This window comes from Methanobrevibacter sp., from assembly GCF_045646205.1.
Classification (GTDB): Archaea; Methanobacteriota; Methanobacteria; order Methanobacteriales; family Methanobacteriaceae; genus Methanocatella.
Map to the genome: position 1 here is coordinate 39,334 of NZ_JAZRKF010000009.1, position 23,880 is coordinate 63,213.

Consider the following 23,880-nt stretch of genomic DNA (forward strand, 5'->3'; position numbering starts at 1 on the left):
TTTTTTTAAAAAAAGAATAAAAAATGATTATCCATAAAGAATAATCATATACTTAATTTTCCGGAGTTTCTTTGATTTCACCAAACCAGTCGGTTTTCATACCTACAAAGTAGACTACTGCGAACAATATAATGTTGAAAACAGTGAAGAATATGAAGTCATATGTGCCGATTGTGGAAGATGTTGCACTAAGTCCCAACATGACGAATAAAGCAATGCTTAGATTATTTGCCGTATGGAAAGCGGAACTTACCTCTATACCATTGGTTTTCCAGGTTAAAATACCATAAAGAAGACCTGAAATTCCTACTTCAACTACACCCAAGCTGTTATATCCGTGAACCAGAGCAAAGAATATTGCCTGAAGAATAATTGCCAAAACAGGTATTTTAAACCATGAGCCCAAAGTCTGCATAATTAATCCACGGAATACAAATTCTTCAGTAATACATTGAATAGGAACCAAAATTAAAGTTATGATTAAAAAGAGTATTGAAAAATGACTAACACCGTTTGTCCCATGAACAAGAACATCTATGCCCTGAGCTATTATAATTAATACAAATGGAATTACTAAAGCTTTAAGATATAATTTAAAATTCCATCCGCCACGTGAAGAAGCATAGGATGAAAATGGTCTGTCTTTAACGATTTTAGAAGCGATATATAATGACGGAAGCAATATAATGACTCCCAAATCAGTGAAAATTTGACCCCATACAGTATTCATCACTTCATATCCGCCATTCATAATAGACATTATGAAATTTGTTCCGAATGCAACCCAAAAAACAAGTGCCAATACTGATGAGAGTATTAAAAATATTATAAAACCGACTATGAAAACAAGAATCGGCTTATGCCATTTATAGTTTTCAAATGTTGTTGGAAATGTTATATAATCAGATATTGTATTTTTTTTCTGTCATGTTATACATATTTCAATTTAATAAAATATACATTTTCCTATATCTGATATCAAATTTTTTTAAAAATGAAGAATTATTTCCTGAATAGTGCAGATATTCCTGCAGCCAAAAGCAGCAATGCACCAACAATTCCATGTGATGTTCCGACCAACACAAGCATTGCAGCGACTATGAAACCTACACCAGCATATTCCAAATCCCTTTTTATGAAAAAAGAAGAAGCAAAGCCTAAAAAAGCACCTACAATAGCTAGAAGTGCAATGAATGAATTGCCCTCAAGGCCACCGCTTTGAATAAGCAATATGAATGATCCGGAAATTATGCTTAAAAATGAACCTATAATTCCAAGTATCTGTTCAAAATATCTTGATGTGGTTTTTATTCTTTTCATGATATAATATTGATTTGCATTTTATAAATAATTATAAGTCAACAATAGCCTTCAGCTCTACAACATCACCGACATTGACTTCCATTTGATGGAATGTTATTGCCTTGATTTCACAGTTCCTTGCATGTTTATCCCAGTTAATATCTTCGCCTTTTATGATAGCCTTAAGATGATAATCCTCACCAATGCAATCGATTTGAACGTCAAACTCTGAGAATAACATGAATTCAATCTCGTGATAGAACAATAATTCCTCCAAATAGTCGTATAGAAGAGACACCTTGTCTTCAGAGGTAATTTCAAATTCTATTGATTTTTTAGGTTCGATGTTACCTGTATTCGATATTATGTTAAACATTGCAAGACTGGCATTTTCAAAAGCTTCATTTAAAGTTTTGCCGAATGCATAAAAGCCAATATCTGCTGTAACGTCAAAATATTCAAATTTTTTCATGATTTTACCTTCGAAATAATACTCTTCAAATGCTCTCTCGCTCTTTGCTTATATATGGTTATCAAACAACTTAAATATAGTGATGTGATTATTATGTTCAAAAATACTAATACCGCAAAAAGAGCAGATTTAAGAAAAAAGACTTCATTGATAGATGAAATTTTATATTCAAACATAGATATTCAAGTTTGCATGGTAACGCTCGCTGTATTTTTAGTGTTACTTTTATCTGTGCTCTCCGTTGCGACAGCACAAAACCCATACATGTTATAGATGGGCATAAGTATAATTAGATTATAATACCAAACCCTTAAAACTATGAGTACAAGGGCGTTATCTTGCAATAATCTAATTTTGATACAAAACTAACTTCCGTTAAAATATGCAGGTTAAATGCTGAAATCATCAGGGTTGAATCTAAGGATTATTTCACGTGAATTACCCCTTGACCCTGATCCTGTATATTTTGTATCTATTAACCTTAAAAATTCCAGTTTATCAATAGTTCTGGCATAAGATGAATAGCTAATTTTTTCTTTTTTACGGAATGTATCACCTAATTCGCCTGCAGTAATATTTTCTTTGCTTTCAATGATTAATCTGAGCAAGTTTCTTTCAGTATCAGTTAGTGAAGATAATATCTGTGAGACATTTACTGAAACCAATGAATCAATGGCCTTATCGAAATGTTCCTGAGTTATTTCACGTGACGCATCGGCTTCTGCAATGTTTCCGCAGCTTCTCAAAAGGTTGATTCCGGTTCTCAAGTCCCCGTTGTCAAAAGTGTAAGTTGCAATTTGTTCCAGGATATCGTCGCCTAAAACTCCCGGAAAATAACCTGCATTGACCCTATCCCTTAAGATATCTTCAATTTCAGAATAAGAATAAGGTGGGAATGTGATTTCTTGTGGAATGAAGACAGTATTTACATTCTTATCAAAAGCATATTTGAATTCAAGATCAGATAATATTGCAAAAATCGCTGTTTTTACACCTTCGTATTCTTCATATGCCCTCAATATGTCATAAAATAACTTATTAGCATTATTGCTTTGGAATAAATAGTTAACGTCATCCAATGCCAATATTAATGACTGACCATTTCTTTGAAGTTCAAGCATGATTTTTTCATAGATTCTGGCAAAAGGAATACCGGTTTCCGGAGGTAGAAATCCGAAAATCTTTTTATGGATTTGTGAGATTATGCCGAACCTTGTAGTGTGCAGCTGACAGTTAATATAAACGCAGACTACCTTTTCGGTGTTTTTTTCAACAAGTTCATATACCTTTTTGATAGCGGTTGTCTTTCCGGTTGCAGGTGAACCGAGCACCACTGCATTTGATGGCTGTCCTCCACGCATGGCAGGCCTTATTGCCATTGCCATTGCTTCCATTTGAGTATCCCTATAATTATAGTTTGGAGGCAAGTAATCAGGATCAAATGCATTGATGTTTTGAAAAAGACTTTCATCATGCATTAATATATCTTCAATTCCCATAGTATTCAATTTGTATTTAATTATTAAAAAAATTATTCATTATTAATGAGAGGGAATTTGTCAGGACTTTTGAAAAAAGAGAAATGGTTAAAAATGTATCCGAGGCAGTTGCGAAAGCTTATGAATTACCAGTTGATGCCATAACAGTTCTAGTTCAAGTCTTTGCAAAGGAAAGTATTGGAGAGGTTGGAGTAATCTCTAATACTTAACCTCCCATTATTCTACAACACCATAATCCTCAAATATGCAAAGCCAAATGAGGTATTGTCAAACCAGCCAAGCCCCATATCCCTACAGATAGACAAAAAATATAAAACGAAATATTAATAAACATATTATTACAGAATAGGTGAAAAAATGTTTACGATGGGTTTTTTATTATTTTTACAAGGAATTCGTGAATCTGCAGGTGGAGTATTAAATTCATTTTTCATGAGTTGTACGGATTTTGGAAATCTACCAATTATCCTATTTCTAATTGCCATACTTTATTGGACATATGATAAAAAATTGGGCGAATACCTATTAGTATCATTGTCATTTGCCCGTATAGCAAATAGTTTCTCTAAACTTACTGCATGCGTATACCGCCCATGGATATCTAATCCAAACATTCATCCTTATGAAAAGGCTTTGGAAGCCTCAACAGGATATTCTTTTCCCAGCGGACATATCTCATCCGGAACAATTTTGTTCATTGGTCCCATTTTAAGAGGTAACATCACAAAAGGACTGAAATTCTTCTTTGTGTTTTGTCTTGTGTTGATTGCATTTACCCGTTGCTATTTCGGAGTACACTATTTAACTGATGTTATTGGTGCATTCATAATTTCTTTAATTGTATTGTTTGTTGTTGGCAAGTTATTTGATAAATTGGAGGATAATCCAAACTTTGACTTGATTATTGTGGGCGCAGGAATCTTGTTGTCCATTATACTTTTGGCTTACGCAACATTCAAATCATACCCTATGGATTATAATAGTGCGGGCAAATTAATAGTTGATCCTGCAAAAATGGTTGTAGATGCATATAAGGATGTTGGATTTACTTTAGGAATATTGATTTCATGGGTTATTGAGAGAAGATTTATTAAATTTTCAAGTGACGGACCTCTTGAGCGCAAATTTTTAAGAATCGGCGGCGCATATATTGGATATCTGTTTCTTATGCAAGTATTATATCCTGTGATAAAAAGCTCTTTTGATCCGCAAATGGCTAATTTACTAACATTTTCAATGTTTCCTGTTTATGTGATTTTGGTGATACCTGCAATTATCAAATTCTTCCAAAATCGAAACAAGGATATTTACACGGATTAATAGAATCTTTTAAAAATCTAATATTTGAATGTGAAACTGATTGAAAAATAAGTTTGAATACCAAATAACACAATAACTTATCCAATTCAGTTTTTCACAATTCTTTTTTAAAAATACATTATAAAAAAAGTTGAGAAGATAATTGAAACTTCCCATTTAAGGTCAGAGATAACATCAAAACTATGATGAATCAACAGTCACCAAGTTGATTATCTCAACATTTTCATTTTCAATTACCCAGTCGGTTAATTTCTCTGCATACTGGAGTTTTTTGCGTTTAACCTCATCGGCAGGTCCTGTAATGTCTGGCAAGTTTGGTCTTGAGTATTTGGTTACGATTTCACCAAAATCCATCCCTGCTAGGATAACTTCAGATGCGCCCAGTGCTACACTTAAAAACAGTGCCCTGTCGCCGTCAGTAAACCCTCCGAAGTTATATACGTTGCCTAAAGGCTGGGCCTGGGTGGTTCCAAGGACATTTGTGAAATATGGAGTGATTCCGACAATTTTATCCAGATTATCACCGTGGGCATGTACAACGACATTGGCACCTCTTAAGTTGGCAATCAAAATGTCGTCAAGGTTTCCGTCCAGATCCGTTACAACAATGTCCGGAACAATTCTTTCCTCGATTAATGCAGTTGTAGCTCCGTCTGCTGCAACCAGGACATAATCCCTTAAATCATAATTTTCCTTCAAGTCCTTGATGTGGTCTTTGAGTGATGGGCCTGCACCGAATACAATAAACTTGTCTGAAAAACCTACTATTTTACTTAAATCTTCGAGCGTTAAACAGCCCTCTTCAGACAACATCTCATCTAATACTTGAGCACATTTTTCATCATCTTCACGGGAGAATCCAAAATCATCTAGGATTTCTTTATAATATATACTCCATTCACCAAATTCCATGTTTTTACCTCATTTGTTAACAATATTTATATTTTTGCCAGTCACTTGATTATATAATTTTGCAATTTGCCTTAATGTGAAGCCCACCATGACTGCTGAAATCACAGTTCCGATATTGACGCTTTCAAACGGATTCGTGTAAAAGAAAAAGCACATCAGAAATGCAATAATTACCATGGTTGTGTCAAAAGCCATCTTAATTGATGAAAATCTCCATCCCGTAACAATAGCTATTGATTCAACGCATCCTTCACCGGGCAAAGGCGCAATATCAGCAGGCATGTAGATGAAAATTCCCAAAGCGATTAAAAAGATGCTTAAAAAAATCAATAGGATATTAATGAAGAGATTATCCGGAATGTTGAGTGAATAGACAATAGCTAACGTCACATTGGTGAAATATCCGAATAAAACACAGTTAATGAACTGAAGCAATCTTTTCGTTTTGAATTTTGACCTTAGAATAATCATCTGAATGAATACCAGAGCGGCATTGAAAATGAACGTTGTAATTCCAATGTCAATGCCTGTACACAATGCAAGGGAATATGCTATTGAACTGATGGGAGTCGTTCCGAAAGTTGATTTGATTGAAAATGCGACTCCAAAAGCCATGATAAATAACCCTAAAACAAAAAAGCAAATTCTTCTAATCATCAATATTTTTATATAAATTAAAATATTTAAGATTAATCAAGGAAATATTTGAAGAAAGTATATAAATAAAAATATTACATAAATTTAATTGGAGGCGATAACATGAATGTTGAAAAAATTTATAATGATAAGGAATTAACTATCAAAGTAGACAATCAGATTGATACAGTTACTGCTCCGGATTTTGAAAATGAAATCAACGATGAAATGGGAAAATTCGATTCACTGATTCTTGATTTTGAAAAACTGGAATACATTTCAAGTGCAGGATTGAGAGTCCTAATCATGACACAAAAGAAATTACAACCTCAATCAATACCGTTCAAAATCATTAATTCCCCAGATATGATAAAAGATATTATAAAAGTATCTGGATTAGATAATATCTTAGATATTCAGTAAAAAAAAGAATTTTAAAGCTAAATAATTAATATTTAGCTTTTATCCATCACATATTCAATATTGTTAAAACCTAAAACCTCCGCATATTTGAAAAGATTTTCAGGGAATTTCTTTTTAATGGCTTCAAGGTTTTCTTTTTCTCCGTCGTACTTGACGTCAACGTGGATATTGTCATCGTAATCTATAACCAGCATCTCGACATAGGTACCGTGTTCATTCGTGTCAAAGATTGCATCAAACATCTTATTGACATTATCGCAGAACTCATCTGAAGCGTTTAAACTTTTAAGATGCTGTAATGATTCTTCTCTTGCAGCCACATCATTGTCTGTAAGTACATAGTTTCTGGTTTTAGGAATCAGATCCTTTTCAATGAAGAACAATCCACTGTATTTTTTATCTCTTTTCTGAATTGCCATGACAGTTATGAAAATGATAGCAAATGTGATTATTGATGCAACTGTAAATGCTATCCAAATTCCATTAGACCCTATAAACTGATACAAGAGGTATATGCAAGACAACGGCATCACAAGAGTGAAAATGATTGAAAATATTGTTGAAATCGTTGATCTTTCAATAGCTTCGTAATAAAATATCAGCATGTTAGGAAGTATTGAAGCGACAAAGAAAATTGAGTACAATCTAAGCGCATTAATTATAAATCCTGCAATATCAGAATTATTAAAGCCGTAAAGAGCTAAAAATCCTTGAGGCCATATCCAGAAGAAAGCAACAAGCAGTGATGCGAAAATCACCGTAATTGTAAGCGATGTTTTGATTAAATGATTTAAATTCAAATAATCATGCTTTGTATAGTATATCGGGACAATGGACGTCAGTGTTTCTGCAATACCAATGTCTATGATACTTGCAATAACCAGAGCGTCCATACATATCATATAGGTAGTCAATCCGGTGTCTCCCAAAGTTGATACGAGGAAAAGATTTAATATATAAACGAAGATTAAATCAAAAAGTCCTATACTTGCACCAGGGAATCCCACTTTAGTCATTTCCCAGGTAGTTTTAATCCATGTTTTGATTTTAAGTGCAGATTTAGTAAAGAGAAATGTCCTTTTTGGGTCACGGAAGTATTTTATACATATGATGATACCCACACTGTATCCGATAAACGTTGCAAGAGATGCATAAGCCATACCTAAGCTCATCAGGTCCAAAAAGACAAAATCAAAGATTACATTGATTATATTGGCCACAATAATTACTACTGATGCGAAGTTCGGCTGACCGTCTACACGAATATACTGGGTCAGTACCCCTGCAATGGTAGACACGACGAAACATCCATACAATCCATGTGAATATTCCATTACAAGAGGTTTTGTAGCATGAGTAGCACCTAAAAGATTAGTTAAAGGACCCATAAAAAATATACAAACAATAGCAAGTATACATGAAACAACCAATGAAGATACGATTGATGCCGTGAAGTAACGGTTACTTCCTTCAGTATCAAATTCTGATTTTTTATTCAATGCTAAAATTTGACCACCAAGTCCAAAAAGCCATTCCACAACAGTTATCAATAAAATCATAGGCTCCAGAACTTCAATTGCTGCAACCGCATTCTTACCTATGTAGGCACCTACGAAAAATGAATCGACAACGGAACTTATGTTTAAAGCCATGACAATAAGCAGTGTTGGCAATAAAAGTTCCTTAAATTTACTGTCTGCAATTTTAAAATTCATATATTCACCCCTTAATCAAAATAATTTACCTCATTTAAATGTTCAATAAATTGTTTAAGATAATTTTCATCTATAACCGGCCATTCAAATCCAAATGAATCAAGAATATCCAATGTCTGATCCATTTTTACAATGTTGCCGTCATCACCATCTTCTTCAAAGTCCAAATCATCCAATGTCAAATCGGCAGTGATTATACCCTGAATGTTTTCATCCATGTTCTGCTCATAGATTTCCTTGAATTCCTCTGAAGAAACGTTTCTAATGCCAAATCCGAATGTGTTCAATGCATCAATGATGTCCTGAGTAGGAATCAGTTTCTCGTTTTCACAGTGGAAAATCGTTGATTCTTTTGGTGCCGTTGACAGGAGAAGTGTTGCTTTTGCAACGTAATCGATAGGACTTATTTCAACAATTTCTCCGGCCAAACTTGGATTTATTGCCTTCAAGTTTTTAATGGCCCTGATGTTGTTAAGAAATGCATTGGTATCAAAGTTTTTCTGGAAGAAACCGTCTGAGTAACGTGCCATAAGGTTACCTACCCTGATAATCTTTACATCCAAACCGTTTACAGCCTTTTCAAGTACCATTCTTTCTGCGAGGAACTTACTGTTGAGGTATTTATTGGATAAATCCTGTCCCCAATACAGTGTTCTTTCATCACATACGACATCATCAATGTCAGTATCTTCAAGATACTCGTCAATGACACTTGTTGTTGATATCTGAACGTATTTGATGTTATTTGCCTCTGCAAATTCAAGTCCGTTAACAACACCGTCAACATTAACCCTGAAGATGTAATCATCGTGAGTGTAATGTTTTACGATAGCTGCACTGTTGATTAATGTATCAATTGGATAGTCTTCCAACTTCTTGAAGTCATCGATGTTTGTAATGTCACCCTCTGAAAGGATAATGCGTGATCCTATAAGGTCAGTGAAGTCATCATCGAAGTAATAATTCATCAAATCAGCTAGACGTTCTTCACATGAGTCAAAGCTTCCTTTTCTAAGCATACAGTAAAGCGTTCCGGTTTCATTCTTGATGTATTCATACAGTATGTGAATTCCTAAAAATCCGGTAACACCAGTCAGTAATACATTACCTACATCGTTATTTTCACCCATGGCAAAGTTTTCAAAGGTATTCTTTTCAAGAAGACTGTTGATTTTGCTGTAATCATAGTTTTCAATGATGTCAACATCCAAATCATCTGAAATGCCGTCACCTGAAAGGAAATTGGCCAATTTTCTTGGAGTCTGATTTTTGAATATGTCATCATATTTTACATCATAATCCTGTTTTAAAAGCTCAATGATAAGTTTTGATGCGATAAGTGAGGTACCACCTATTTCAAAGAAGTTGTCTTCTGCACCGACAATTTCAACATCCAATATTGATGAGTATATAGCACAGATTGCCTGTTCCAGTTTGGTTTCAGGAGCGACGTAATTGAACTCGAGTTTAGGTTCAGGAAGTGCTTTCAAATCAGTTTTTCCGTTTGGAGTCTGCGGCATCTCATCTATCTGCATAAAGACTGTAGGAACCATATATTGAGTAAGTCTTTGTGACAAGTACTCTTTAAGTTCATCCTTGTTGATTTCCTCTTCTGCAGTGAAGTATGCACATAAATGCTCATTGTTACGAATTTCCTTAATTACAACAACGTTCTGTTTTATGTTAGGGAAATTGGAAATGTTGGATTCTATTTCACCGATTTCAATTCTTAAACCTCTTAGCTTAATCTGGTTATCTATTCTTCCCTTGATGTCAATGTCACCATCAGGAAGCTCTATTGCATAATCCCCACTCTTGTAGTACGGAATGTCGTCAATTGTAAGGTAAACTTCCTTGGTTTTGTCATCCATGTTGTAATATCCTTTACCGACACCGACACCACCAATGTACAGTTCACCCATTACGCCCTGTGGGAGGAGTTTTCCGTCAATATCCCTTACTTCAGTTATATAATTTCTTAAAGCCTTACCGATAGTAATGTTTTCAGGATCAGTTATTTCCTTATAGTTTGAAGCGATTGTTGCTTCAGTAGGTCCGTAACTGTTGTATACATGAGCATCACAGTATTTTTTAACACCGTCAAAGGCTTTTGCTGAGAACTGCTCTCCACCCATGACAATACATTTTGCGCATCCGATTACATCACAGAACTCTTCAAATTCAAGATATGAGAGTAATCTTGATGGGGTGAATTCCATTACCTCAGGCTCTTCACGTTTAATAAGTCTTATTAACTCGACAATGCTTTTTATTTCATCATCATTAGCAAATATTATCTTAATACCGTTTGTAATACCTGTTAAAATATCTTCAAGAGATGTATCGAATGCGATTGTTGCAATACTTAATAAGTTATTGTATTCTGCCTTTGGATTTCCTTCAACCTGGTTACATGCATTTTCATGGGAAATCATTACACCTTTAGGATTTCCAGTAGAACCTGAAGTGTAAATCATGTATGAAAGGTCATCTTTAGAAATTTCAACATCAGGATTTGTGATATCAGTCTCACCAAGCAATTCATTGATGGAAATGGAATTGATAGTGCTGCCATCTACATTGATTATATAATCTGCCTGACTGTTTTCATAGATGTATTCAATTCTTTCTTTAGGGAACTTTAAATCGAGTGGTATGAATGCACAACCTGCTTTTAATACACCGATTATTGAAGCAATCAGGTCACTGTTACGAGGAAGCATTATCAAAATATTGCTTTTCGGATTAACACCTTTCTTGATAAGTGCATTTGCAATACGATTTGCCTTTTCGTTAAGTTCTTTATAAGTCAATTCCTCTTCTGCAACAAGTGCGATTTCATCAGGCTTTTTATCGACCTGTGCTTCGAAACGTTTGTGGAGGAACGGATTAACGACCTCTTCAAATTCAACCATTTCGAATTTGGATGCAAGTTCAATGTCGCTGATTCTCAATTTGTCCATGTCGTTAATGAAGAACTGGAAGAGAATATGCTTGACTGCATTGAGGAATTTAGTGACATAATCTTCGGAATAGATTTGGTCATTATATTCAATGTAAAGGCTTATTGACTCGCCGTCATCGAAGACATCCATATTTATCTTATAGTCTGTTGCAACGGTACCGTCAAGGTCAATCATTTCATAAGTCTTGCCTTCAAGTTCAACATTGTCCGCTTCGAATGCTCCGTGATATGCGTAGAAGAATTCAGGTTTCAACTGATATTCCTCGGAAAGTGTAGTGTATGAGTAATTGCTGTGGACTAAAGATTCTTTCCAGCTTTTATCTACAACTTTAATGAAATCTTCAACCATCATTGCCCTGTTTTCACCACTTACCATGAGAGGAAGGGTTTTAACAAGCATTCCCTGAGTGTCAAAGTAATTTGAGTTTGATCTTCCGTTGAAAATGGTTGTTATCAATGCCTTGTCAGAGAAGGTGAACTTGTTGAGTGCCAGAAATGTTGCAGACATGAATAATACGTTTGGACTTATTGAATGGTCTTTACAGAAGAGTCTTACGAATGTTGAGTCCATCGTATCTTCAATGAGTTTGATTTTAGCGTCATCAGGATTTCCATTGAGGTTTGGAGTCAGTACTGTGGATTCGAAACCTTGTGCAAACTTATTTTGATAGTAAGCTTTTGAGACTTCATTGTCACTGAGTTCCTGCTCGATAAGACTGTAAACAAATCCGTCAACGATTTCTGAATTCAATTCGTTTCCTTCATATGCGTTTATTATGTCTTCAAAGAGAAGGTCCTGTGAAACACCGTCTGTAATGATATGGTGGAAATCAAGGAAAAGAACCGTTTCCGTTGGAGTTTTATATATTTTGAATCTGAAGAGCTGATTGTCATCCAATGGAATGTATTTAATGTCCCTGTCCATTATTTCCCTATCAGTGATTGAATCGATTTCAACTATTTCTATTTCATCAATTTCTGCATCATCACATCTTTTCTGTCTTAATTCTCCTTCAGGAGTAGTGATAATTCTTGTTTTGAGATATGGGTGTGCTTCAATAGTTTCAATAATGGCTGCCCTAAGTTTTTCAGGATCAATGCTGCTGTCAAACCTTATTGCGGAAGGCATAGTGTATTTTATTTCATCACTTTGAGCACATTCATAGTAAATACCTAACTGATTGGTAGTCAATGGGAAGTATTCCATGCTTTCAGCTGTCTTTGTAATTTCATCCAAATCGACATTAGTGTCAATGTTGTTGTCAATCTTATCTGCAAGGCTTTGTACAGTTGGACTGTTGAACAAATCAGTAATTTCAATATTGACATCGGTTTCATTGTAAATCATAGAATTCAATTTCATTAAAGTCAAAGAGGTGAAACCTAATGCATATAAATCGTCAGTTACTCCGAAGTCTTCAACATCAGTCAATGAGGAGACTATTTTGAATATTAACTTTTCAGTTTCGGTTTCTGCTTCAACATGATTTAAATTCAATGAAGGCTCTGGAAGAGCTTTTAAATCAGTTTTTCCATTTGGAGTTTGAGGCATTTCATCAATCTGTATGAATACTGTAGGAACCATGTATTTAGTTAATTTACTGTTCAGATACCTCTTCAATAGCCTGATGTCAATTTCTGAATCGGCAGTAAAGTATGCACATAAGTGTTCTGTACCGTTGATTTCCTTGATAACGACAATGTTACGTGTAATTGCAGGGAATCTGGAAATGTTTGATTCAATTTCACCAATTTCTATTCTTAAACCTCTAAGCTTAATCTGGTTATCTATTCTTCCCTTAATGTCTATTTCACCATCAGGAAGCTCTATTGCATAATCCCCACTTCTGTAATAAGGAATGTCATTAATGGTTAGATAAACCTCCTGAGTCTTTTCCTCCATGTTGTAGTATCCTTTACCTACACCGACACCACCGATGTACAACTCACCCATTACACCTTGAGGGAGAAGTTTTCCGTCAATATCCCTTACTTCTGTTACATAGTTTTTAAGTGCCTTACCGACAGTGATGTTTTCCGGATCGGTGATTGCCTTATAGTTTGATGCGATTGTTGCTTCGGTCGGTCCGTAACTGTTATAAACAACAGCGTCAGCATAACGTTTCACGCTATTGAACGCTTTGGATGAGAACTGTTCTCCACCCATAACGATACATTTGGCACATTTTATTACATCACAGAAGTCATCAACTTCCAGATAGGACAGTAACCTTGAAGGAGTGAATTCCATTACCTGTGGCTGATACTCTCTAATCAATTCAATCAGGTCCACAATGTTTTTAATCTCCGAATCATTTGCAAAGATTATCTTAATACCGTTTGTAAGACCTGTTAAGATATCTTCCAGTGATGTGTCGAATGCAATTGTTGCAATACTTAATAGATTGTCATATTCACATTTAGGGTTTCCTTCAACCTGGTTACATGCGTTTTCATGGGAAATCATTACACCTTTAGGATTTCCTGTAGAACCTGAAGTGTAAATCATGTAGGACAGATTGTCTTTGGTAATTGCAACGTCAGGATTTGCGTCATTTTCCTCTTCAAGCAATTCTTTAACGTTAAGTGAATTTCCTGTAGTTTCACTGGCAATAATGTAATCTGCCTGACTGTTTTCATAGATGTAATCGATTCTTTCTTTAGGATATTCCATATCAACAGGAATCAATGCACATCCCGCTTTTAAAATACCTAAAATTGTAGCAATCAAATCGCTTGTCCTTGGAAGCATTATCAGAACATTGCTTTTTGGTCTTACTCCTCTTTTGATAAGTCCGTTGGCTATGCGGTTTGCCTTTCTGTTAAGCTCATCGAAAGTCAGTGAATCTGAGCTTGTAACAAGAGCAATGCCTTCAGGATTTTCCTCAACATGCTTTTCAAATCTCTTGTGGATGAATGGATTTTCAACAGGAGAGAATGTAGGCAATCCTTTTGTGGTTTCCAGCTCAACGTCACAGATTCTGAATTCGTCAATGTCGCTTTCAATGATTTGATTCAATGTGACCTTGAATGAATTCATGAACAATTCGACATAATCCTTTGAATAAAGCTCATTATTATACAGCATGTCCAAATCGACACTGGAATCTTTTTTGAATACTGATAAATCTATTTTATATTCAGTAGCTACACTTGCATTCAGTTCATAGGATTCATATTCCTTATCGTTTATGACAACGCTTTCTGAATCGTCACCTTCCTGGAATGAATAGAAGACTTCAGGTTTAAGCTGATATTCTTCTGAAATCTTTGTATATGGATAAATGCTGTTGTTTATTGTGTCAATCCACATTTGGTCCACATCTTTGATGAAATTCCTAATGCTTTCCTGCCTGTTTTCGCTTTTCAATACTAAAGGAAGTGTTTTTACCAAGAATCCCTGAGTGTTGTAGTAATTAGGATCAGTTCTTCCATTGAATATTGTTGTAATTAACGTTTCATCGCTGAATGTGTATTTATTTAATGTCAGGATGAATGCGGACATGAATAGTGAATTAGGACTGACTGAATTAACCTTACAGAATTCATTAATGTCTGATGAGTCAAATGAGTCACTGATTAATTCGACTTTACCGTCTTCAGGGTTTCCATTAAGGTTTGGAGTTAGAACTGTGGATTCGATTTCCTGTGAGAGTTTGTCATCGAAGAATTTCTTGGCTGCTTCGTATTTCTCACTGTTTTCCAAATCGCTTTCAATAAGGCTGAATACATATCCGTTAACGGTTTCTTCTTCAATAGCTTCATTTTCATATGCTTTTGCAATATCTTCAAATAAAAGACCCTGTGATTCACCGTCGGTAATTATGTGGTGGAAATCTGAAAACATGACAGTCTCTTCAGGAGTCTTATAGATTTTGAATCTGAACAGCTGTTCATCACCGAATGAAAATGCCTTTACGTCATTTGCGGCGATTTCATCGTCACTGATGGCTGGAATGTCAACAATTTCGATTTCATCGATTTCAGCTGCGTCATCTCTGAACTGTTTTAGTGAACCGTCGTCAGTTGTTATGATTCTTGTTTTGATGTATGGGTGTGCTTCAACAGTCTTTATAATAGCTTCTTTTAACTTTTGAGCATCAATATCACTTCCAAACCTTGCGACAGACGGCATTGTATATTTGACTTCGCCCGGACTTTGCATACATTCATAATAGATACCTAACTGATTTTCGGTCAATGGGAAGTATTCTATAGTTTCAGACATCTCAATGAGTTCGTTAAGCTCTGATTTTTGATCGCTGTTATTTAAAATCTCTTCTGCAAGCTTTTTGATTGTTGGGCTGTTGAAGAGTACTGAAATATCCAAATTAACGTCCATTTCCTTATAAATCAATGTGTTTAACTTCATTAACGTCAGGGAAGTGTAACCTATGGCATATAAATCATCGGTTGTTCCGAATCCGTCGTTTTCAATAAGTCCTGAAACGATATCGAAGAGCTTTTGTTCGGTTTCATTTTCAGGTTTTACGTTTTCAAGTTCAAGTTTAGGTTCAGGCAAACGTTTTATATCTGTCTTACCATTAGGCAATTGTGGAATTTCATCCAATTGCATGAATACGGTCGGAACCATGTAGTAGGTTAATCTTTCTTTGAGGAATTCTTTTAGTGAATCCTTATCGATTTCCTCTTCAGCAGTGAAATAAGCACATAAATGGTCGTTGTTGTTGATTTCCTTAATTACAACAACTGCATGTTTAACATTAGGATATTTGTTGATGCTTGATTCAATCTCACCGATTTCGATTCTCAATCCCCTAAGCTTAATCTGGTTATCGATTCTTCCTTTAATGTCAATGTCACCGTCAGGAAGCTCTATTGCATAATCCCCACTCTTGTAGTATGGAATGTCATTAATGGAGAGATATACCTCTTCGGTTTTTTCAGGCATGTTGTAATAACCTTTACCTACACCGACACCACCGATGTACAGTTCACCCATTACGCCTTGAGGCAGGAGTTTTCCGTCAATATCCCTTACTTCAGTCACGTAGTTTTTAAGAGCCTTACCGATAGTAATGTTATTTGGATCTGTGATTTCCTTATAGTTTGAAGCGATTGTAGCTTCAGTAGGTCCGTAACTGTTATATACGTGAGCATCAGTGTATTTTTTAACACCGTCGAATGCTTTTGCTGAGAACTGTTCCCCACCCATGACAATACATTTTGCACAGCCTATTACATCACAGAACTCGTCAATTTCAAGATATGAAAGTAATCTTGAAGGAGTGAATTCCATAACTTCAGGTTTGTGCTCCTTAATGAGTGCGATTAAATCCACAATGTTTTTGATTTCTGAATCGTTAGCAAAGATTATTTTAATTCCGTTTGTAATACCTGTCAAGATATCTTCCAAGGATGTATCAAATGCAATTGTTGCAATACTTAAGAGATTGTCGTATTCGCATTTAGGGTTTCCTTCAGCCTGGTTACATGCGTTTTTATGACCTATCATTACACCTTTAGGGTTTCCGGTTGATCCTGAAGTGTAAATCATGTAAGCCAAATCATCAGGAGTGATGTCAACGTCAGGATTAGTTGTATTCTCTTCCTCGAGCAATTCATGGATATTTAAGGCATTATCTGCCTTTCCGTCAACGGTTATGATATAATCTGCCTGACTGTTTCTGTAAATGTAGTCAATACGTTCTTTAGGATATTCCAAGTCAATCGGGATGAAAGTACAACCTGCCTTTAAAATACCTATGATTGTGGCTATTAAATTACTGTCCCTTGGAAGCATTGCCAGCACATTGCTTTTGGCCTGCACTCCTTTCTTGATAAGAGCATTTGCTATACGGTTGGCCTTTTTGTTAAGCTCATCATTGGTGAGTGTCACATCAGTTGCAACAAGAGCAATGTTTTGAGGGTTTTCACTAACCTGCGCTTCGAAACGCTTGTGGATGAACGGAGTTTCTACAGGAGTGAATGTAGGCAATTCTTTTGTGGTTTCAAGCTCAACGTCACAAATCATCAAGTGCCTGATGTCATTTTCCATGAACTGATTTAAAACAAGTTTAAATGAATCAATGAACTGTTTAATGTATTCTTCAGTGTATAATTCATCATTGTACTCAATATTGAGTTCGATGCTATTATCGAAAACAAATATGTCAAAGTTGATTTTATAATCTGTAGCTACCAAATCCTCATTGATCAATTCTTTTTCTTCATATGCCTTGCCGTCGATTACAATGTCTTCTGATTCTAAAAATTCCTGATAAGTGAAGAAGAATTCAGGTTTCAACTGATATTCCTGTGCAATTTTAGTGTATGGATAGATACTGTTGTTCATTGTATCTTTCCATGTTTCATCAACATAATTAATGAATTCCTTAATGGAGACTTGCCTGTTTTCATTATTGAACACTAATGGGATTGTTTTTACTAAAAATCCTTGAGTATTGAAATAATACGGGTTTGATCTTCCGTTAAAGATTGTAGTTATTAATGTCTTATCTGAGAATGTGTATTTATTAAGACTTAATGCAAGACCTGAGAGGAAGACTGCATTTTGACTTAAGGAATTTTCATTACAGAATTCCTTGATGTCTTTTGGGTCAATTATTTCAGTGACTGATTTCAGTTTACCTTCGTCCGGATTACCGTTCAAGTTAGGCGTGAGTACAGTTGATTCAATTTCCTGTGAGAGTTTATCGTCAAAGAATTTTTTAGCTTCTTTATATTTGTCGAAATCCACAAGATAGCTTTCTAAAAGGCTGTATGTATATCCGTCAACAATCTCTTCTGAAATTTCCCTGTTTTCATAAATGCTTGCAATATCATCAAACAAATTGATTTGAGATACACCGTCTGTAATTATGTGGTGGATATCAAAGAATAGCACTGTTTCTTCAGGTGTTTTATAGATTTTGAATCTGAACAACTGTTCATCACCAAAGGAAAATGCCTTAACATCATTTTCTAGGATTTCATCATCACTGATTGCTGAAACCTCAACAATTTCGATTTCATCGATTGGAGCATCATCATTTCTTTTCTGTTTTATTTCACCTTCGCTGTCCATGATGATTCTTGTTTTGAGGTATGGATGAGCTTCAATAGCTTTGATAGTAGATTCCTTCAATTTATCAGCATCAACACTACTGTCAAACCTTATGGTTGTTGGTGTAGTGTATTTAATTTCACCAGGGCTTTGTATACATTCATAGTACACACCCAATTGGTTTTCGGTTAAAGGTAAATAATCCATTCCTTTAGCTATTTCAATTACTTCAGATAAATCGGAGCCATCATCGGAAGTTCCTGCAACTTCATTTGCAAGCTTTTTGATTGTAGGATCATTGAATAATACTGAAATGTCTAAGTTAACCTGCATTTCCTCATAAATGAGTGAGTTGAATTTCATCAGTATGAGTGAAGTGAACCCGATTGCATACAAGTCATCTGTTGTACCGAATTTGTCGGTGTTAATGAGTTCTGCTGCAATATCAAAGAGTTTTTGCTCGGTTTCATTTTCAGGTTTAACGTAATCCAAATCCAATTCAGGTTCAGGAAGAGCCTTTAAATCGGTTTTTCCGTTTGGAGTCTGCGGCATCTCGTCAAGCTGCATATAGGCTGTTGGAACCATATACTTGGTTAACTTGTCTTTCAGGAATTCTTTGAGGCTTGCTGTTTCGATTTTCTCATCAGCCACATAATAGGCACATAAATGGTCGTTGTTGTTGATTTCCTTAATTACAACGACAGCCTGCTTGATTGAAGGATATTTGGTAATGTTTGATTCAATCTCACCGATTTCTATCCTTAAACCTCTAAGCTTAATCTGGTTATCGATTCTTCCTTTAATGTCTATTTCACCATTGCTTCTTGCAATAGCATAGTCTCCGCTTCTGTAATATGGAATGTCGTTAATTTCAAGGAATACCTCTTCGGTTTTTTCAGGCATGTTGTAGTAACCTTTACCTACACCGACACCACCGATGTACAGTTCACCCATTACGCCTAAAGGCAAGAGTTTTCCGTCAATATCCCTTACATCAGTAACGTAATTGTATAAAGGAAGACCTACGGTTATGTCATTAACGTCAGTGACTTCCTTGTTGTTTGAAGTGATTGTGGTTTCTGTCGGACCGTAACTGTTATAGACAACTGCATCTGAGTATTTTCTGAATGTTTCAAAGACTTTTGTGGAGAATTGCTCTCCTCCCATGAATACACATTTCAAACAGTCGATTGCACGGCAGAACTCGTCCACTTCCAGGTATGACGCAAGTCTTGAAGGAGTTACTTCAGAAACTTCAGGCTTTTCATCATTGATTAATTTGATTAATTCCGGAATGTTTTTGATTTGGGTATCGCTTGCCAGTATAAGTTTCAATCCGTTTGAAAGTGAAGTCAATATGTCGTCTATGGATACGTCAAATGAAATTGTTGCAAGACATAAAAGGCTTTCATATGTTGATTTAGGGTTTTGAACCTGGTTACATATGTTTTCGTGTGAAATCATTACACCCTTAGGATTTCCTGTAGATCCTGAAGTGTAAATCATGTATGCAGTATCCTCTTTTGACATGTCAACGTCAGGATTCGTGGTATCTTCTTCCTTAAGCAAATCGCTGATGTTTAATGAGTTGTCGTCATCAGTATTGGAAATGATATAATCCGCCTGACTGTTTTCATAGATATAATCTATACGTTCTTTTGGATATTCCAAATCAATAGGAATGAATGCGCAACCTGCCTTTAAAATACCCATGATTGATGCAATCAAATCAGTTGTCCTCGGAAGCATTACCAAAACATTGTTTCCAGGAGTTACTCCTTTCTTGATAAGTGCATTTGCAATACGGTTTGCTTTTTCGTTGAATTCAGCGTATGTCAATGTATCGTCACATGCTACAATAGCCGTATCACCTGCATTTTCAAGAGCGTGTCTTTCAAAGCGTTTGTGGATGAACGGATTTTCGACAGGAGTGAAAACAGGAATTTCATAATCTCTGTTCAATTCGATTTCGTTAATCAATAATTTTTCAATGTCATTTTCCATGAATTGAGCTAATGTGTTTAAAATGGAATTGAGGAAAGTCTTGATGTAGTCTTCACTGTACAGCTGATCATTATATGAAATGAATAGCTGCAGGTTGTCTTCACTTTCATTAATGTCCAAAGTGATTTTATAGTTGGTTTCAAGTGATTCAAGATATGTAACTTCATATGTCTTTTCGTTAATTTGGATTTTTTCTGAATCTAAATTGTTATATGTATACATGAATTCAGGTTTTAACTGGAACTCTTCAGCAAGTTTAGTGTATGGATATTTGCTGTGTTTAATTGAATCCTTCCAGATTTCATCCATTTGAGTTAACAATTGCCTTACAGTAATATTTCTGTCCTCGTTAATTGAAAGTATAGGAAGAGTTTTGACTAAAAATGCCTGAGTATTGAAGTAATTAGGATTCAGTCTGCCGTTGAAGATTGTTGTTATTAATGTCTTATCTGAGAAAGTGTATTTGTTCAATGTTAAAATGGTACCTGCCATGAAAAGCACGTTAGGAGAAATTCTCATCTCTGAGCAGAATTCTTTAATTATATCGACGTTAATGTCTCTGTATAATGATTTTAATTTACCTTCTTCAACGCTTCCATTTAGATTTGGAGTCAATATGGTTGAATCGACTTCCTGGGTTAATTTGTCATGGAAATATTTCTCGGAAGCTATGAATTCTTCACTGCCTTCATCCAATTTTTCAATCATGACATTAACATAACCGTCAATTGCCTCTTTTTCAATTTCCTTGCCTTCATAGGCAAGAGCGATGTTATTGAATAAGCTATCCAGAGATTCACCGTCAGTGATAATATGATGCATATCAAAGAATAGGACTGTTTCAGTTGAGGTATTATATATTTTAGCTCTGAACAGCTGGTTTTCCTGAAGTTCAAACCTTTCCACATTTTCCTTTTCGATTTCTTCTGTAGTTATTTGGTCTACTTCAACGATTGGAATTTCATCTATTTCAATTGAATCATCACGTTTAAGCATCAGCTGACCGTCATAAGTAACAATTCTAGTTTTAAGATAAGGATATGTATTGATTGTTTTGACAATAGCTTCTTTTAATTTTAAAGCATCAATATCCTTGTCAAATCTTATGAGTGCCGGAAGGTTGTACTGTGCTTCATCAGGGTTTTGAGCGCATTCATAATAAACACCCAGCTGATTGGAAGTTAATGGATAATACTCAATATCTTTTGAAGATTCTATTAGAGCGTTTAAATCAAGTTCGGACTCTCCAGTGTTTCCAATGCTGGTTGCAATGTTTCTGATTGTAGGATTATTTAAAAGTTCGACAATGTCGAGGTTAACTCCAAAGTCCTCATAGATTATTGCATTGAATTTCATTAAAAGAAGGGAAGTAAATCCGATTGCATATAAATCGTCAGTTACACCGAATTCATCAGTATTTGATAAGTCTGAAGCGATATCGAATAGCTTTTGCTCAAGATCTGTTTCTGCAGCCTCATTTTCCAAGTCAAGTTTAGGTTGAGGCAATGCTTTCAAATCGGTTTTTCCGTTTGGAGTTTTTGGCATCTCTTCAAGCTGCATGAATGCGGTCGGAACCATATATTTAGTTAATCTGTCCTTTAAGAATTCTTTTAAGTCATTTTTATCGATTTTATCCTCTGCAGTATAATAAGCACATAAATGATCGTTATTGTTGATTTCCTTAATAACAACAGCAGCCTGTTTTATTGACGGATATTTGCTGATGTTTGATTCGATTTCACCAATTTCTATCCTTAAACCTCTTAACTTAATCTGGTTATCGATTCTTCCCTTAATCTCAATTTCACCGTCTTCTCTTGAGATTGCATAGTCCCCGCTTCTGTAAAATGGAATGTCATTAATGGAAAGGAAGACCTCTTCGGTTTTTTCCGGCATGTTGTAGTATCCTTTACCTACACCGACACCACCGATGTATAATTCACCCATTACACCGAAAGGCAAGAGTTTTCCGTCAATATCCCTTACGTCAGTTATATAATTGTGTAAAGGATAACCTACAGTTATATCGTTGATGTCTGTAACAACCTTGTTGTTTGAAGTGATTGTTGTTTCTGTAGGGCCGTAACTGTTATAGACAACAGCATCGGAGTATTTTATAAAGGTTTCATAAACTTTAGTGGAGAATGCTTCTCCTCCCAAAAACATACATTTCACGCAGGAAATGGCATCACAGAATGCACTGACATCGAGATATGAAGCAAGTCTTGATGGAGTTAAATCCATTACTTCAGGTTTATTTTCATTGATTAACTGAATTAATTTAGGAATGTCCTTAATCTGGCTGTCATCTGCAAATATTAACTTGATTCCATTACCTAAAGAGGTTAAAATATCCTCCATAGCTACATCAAAGGATATTGTTGTAATACACAATATACTGTTATAACCCGTTTTAGGATTGTTAATTTCATTACATATGTTTTTATGTGAAATCATTACCCCTTTAGGGTTTCCTGTAGATCCTGAAGTATAAATCATATAAACCAAGTCTTCAGGAGACATTTCAACGTCAGGATTATTAACATCTTCTTCTTCGAGCAGTTCCTTAATGTCTAAGGTATTTCCTTCACTCTTGTCTGAAATGATGTAGTCTGCCTGACTGTTTTCAAAAATATAGTTAATCCTTTCTTTCGGATATTCCAAATCAATAGGAACAAATGCACATCCTGCCTTAAAAATACCCAGCATTGATGCAATTAAATCACTTGTCCTATGAAGCATTCCCAAAATATTGCTTTTAGGACTGACTCCTTTTTTAATAAGTGCATTTGCAATACGGTTTGCTTTTTCGTTGAGTTCTGTATAAGTTAATGTAGCGTCACTTGCAATAAGAGCTATATCGTCCGGTTTTTCATTAACTACCTTTTCAAATCGTTTATGTAAAAACGGAAGTTCAACCTCGTCGAACTGGAGATTTACATATTCCTCTACAAGTGATATGTCTGATAATGTTAATTTAGTGATATCTTCATTAACGAAATGATTTATGATTGTTTGAATACTTTCCAAAAATAGACTGATGTATGATTGTGAATATAATTGATCGTTATAGTACATGGACAAAATGAATCCTTCATCACTTTGTGAAATGTCCATATATGTTGAATATTTGAATTTTAAGGAATCGGCATCCAAATCCTTGTTAAATGAATAAAAAAATTCAGGCTTTAATCCATAATCCCTGATTATTCCCTCAACAGGACAGTTGGCATATTTTAAATTATCATCGTAAATTTCCTTAATTTTAGTGAAATAATCTTTAATTGAAATATCCCTATTTTCAAAAACGCATGCGAAAGGGATGTTGTTTTCATGAAATATTAAGTTTTTATCTGAGAAATTAAACTTATTCAATGCAATGTTGACACATGCTAAAAAGAGAATATCTTTTGATATCTGATTTTCACTGCAGAAATCATTTAATTCATCAAATTTTAATTCAAATTCGCATTTAGCTAATTTTGGAGTTTCACTGCCACCAAGATTTGGGCTAAGTAATGTTGCCTCATCAAAATCCATAATCTGGTTTAAAAAGTGATTTTCAAAATTCTTATTCTTATCAATCATAATATCACTATCGTTAA

Annotated in this window: 11 protein-coding genes; 3 read left to right on the forward strand and 8 right to left on the reverse strand. The window is 35.1% G+C overall.

Annotated features, from left to right (window positions below; all coding sequences use genetic code 11):
• Window positions 1-52: 52 nt before the first annotated feature.
• From ACKI44_RS02065 to ACKI44_RS02080, 4 genes are all read right to left on the reverse strand, one after another.
• Entirely contained in the window at window positions 53-802 is a 750-nt protein-coding gene (locus ACKI44_RS02065) for a CPBP family intramembrane glutamic endopeptidase (RefSeq protein WP_407421072.1), read from the reverse strand.
• A gap of 200 nt (window positions 803-1,002) precedes the next feature.
• On the reverse strand, window positions 1,003-1,320 hold the full coding sequence (locus tag ACKI44_RS02070) for a hypothetical protein (RefSeq protein ID WP_407421074.1): 318 nt from the start codon (window positions 1,318-1,320) through the stop codon (window positions 1,003-1,005).
• Between the two features lie 31 nt (window positions 1,321-1,351).
• A complete protein-coding gene (locus ACKI44_RS02075) occupies window positions 1,352-1,774 on the reverse strand; it encodes an archease (RefSeq protein WP_407421076.1) in 423 nt (140 codons plus the stop codon).
• 389 nt (window positions 1,775-2,163) lie between these two features.
• On the reverse strand, window positions 2,164-3,282 hold the full coding sequence (locus ACKI44_RS02080; protein ID WP_407421078.1) for an ORC1-type DNA replication protein: 1,119 nt from the start codon (window positions 3,280-3,282) through the stop codon (window positions 2,164-2,166).
• A 74-nt stretch (window positions 3,283-3,356) separates the two neighbouring features.
• Between ACKI44_RS02080 and ACKI44_RS02085 the strand changes: the two genes are divergently transcribed.
• Window positions 3,357-3,482 (forward strand): hypothetical protein, encoded by a 126-nt coding sequence (locus tag ACKI44_RS02085; protein ID WP_407421080.1) that lies wholly within the window; start codon window positions 3,357-3,359, stop codon window positions 3,480-3,482.
• Between the two features lie 148 nt (window positions 3,483-3,630).
• Entirely contained in the window at window positions 3,631-4,593 is a 963-nt protein-coding gene (locus ACKI44_RS02090; RefSeq protein WP_407421082.1) for a phosphatase PAP2 family protein, read from the forward strand.
• 180 nt (window positions 4,594-4,773) lie between these two features.
• On the opposite strand, the gene ACKI44_RS02095 is transcribed toward ACKI44_RS02090, so the two are convergent.
• Entirely contained in the window at window positions 4,774-5,505 is a 732-nt protein-coding gene (locus ACKI44_RS02095; protein WP_407421084.1) for a 6-hydroxymethylpterin diphosphokinase MptE-like protein, read from the reverse strand.
• A gap of 9 nt (window positions 5,506-5,514) precedes the next feature.
• The gene (locus ACKI44_RS02100; protein ID WP_407421086.1) at window positions 5,515-6,162 is read right to left on the reverse strand and encodes a YczE/YyaS/YitT family protein; all 648 of its coding nucleotides are present in this window, start codon (window positions 6,160-6,162) and stop codon (window positions 5,515-5,517) included.
• A 102-nt stretch (window positions 6,163-6,264) separates the two neighbouring features.
• Here ACKI44_RS02100 and ACKI44_RS02105 point away from each other — a divergent pair, with 102 nt between their 5' ends.
• Complete coding sequence (locus ACKI44_RS02105) at window positions 6,265-6,564, forward strand: STAS domain-containing protein (protein WP_407421088.1); 300 nt, start codon at window positions 6,265-6,267, stop codon at window positions 6,562-6,564.
• Between the two features lie 32 nt (window positions 6,565-6,596).
• On the opposite strand, the gene ACKI44_RS02110 is transcribed toward ACKI44_RS02105, so the two are convergent.
• Window positions 6,597-8,279, reverse strand: a complete 1,683-nt coding sequence (locus tag ACKI44_RS02110) for an MATE family efflux transporter (protein ID WP_407421090.1) — start codon at window positions 8,277-8,279, stop codon at window positions 6,597-6,599.
• Window positions 8,280-8,290: 11 nt separating this feature from the next.
• Window positions 8,291-23,863, reverse strand: coding sequence for an amino acid adenylation domain-containing protein (locus tag ACKI44_RS02115; RefSeq protein ID WP_407421092.1), 15,573 nt, complete (start codon window positions 23,861-23,863; stop codon window positions 8,291-8,293).
• Window positions 23,864-23,880: the final 17 nt, after the last annotated feature.

Coding starts and splice junctions, on each gene's coding strand:
- ACKI44_RS02070 (WP_407421074.1), bottom strand. CDS start 1,320: ATGAAAAGAATAAAAACCACATCAAGATATTTTGAACAGATACTTGGA.
- ACKI44_RS02100 (WP_407421086.1), bottom strand. CDS start 6,162: ATGATTAGAAGAATTTGCTTTTTTGTTTTAGGGTTATTTATCATGGCT.
- ACKI44_RS02085 (WP_407421080.1), top strand. CDS start 3,357: ATGGTTAAAAATGTATCCGAGGCAGTTGCGAAAGCTTATGAATTACCA.
- ACKI44_RS02095 (WP_407421084.1), bottom strand. CDS start 5,505: ATGGAATTTGGTGAATGGAGTATATATTATAAAGAAATCCTAGATGAT.
- ACKI44_RS02110 (WP_407421090.1), bottom strand. CDS start 8,279: ATGAATTTTAAAATTGCAGACAGTAAATTTAAGGAACTTTTATTGCCA.
- ACKI44_RS02105 (WP_407421088.1), top strand. CDS start 6,265: ATGAATGTTGAAAAAATTTATAATGATAAGGAATTAACTATCAAAGTA.
- ACKI44_RS02075 (WP_407421076.1), bottom strand. CDS start 1,774: ATGAAAAAATTTGAATATTTTGACGTTACAGCAGATATTGGCTTTTAT.
- ACKI44_RS02115 (WP_407421092.1), bottom strand. CDS start 23,863: ATGATTGATAAGAATAAGAATTTTGAAAATCACTTTTTAAACCAGATT.
- ACKI44_RS02090 (WP_407421082.1), top strand. CDS start 3,631: ATGTTTACGATGGGTTTTTTATTATTTTTACAAGGAATTCGTGAATCT.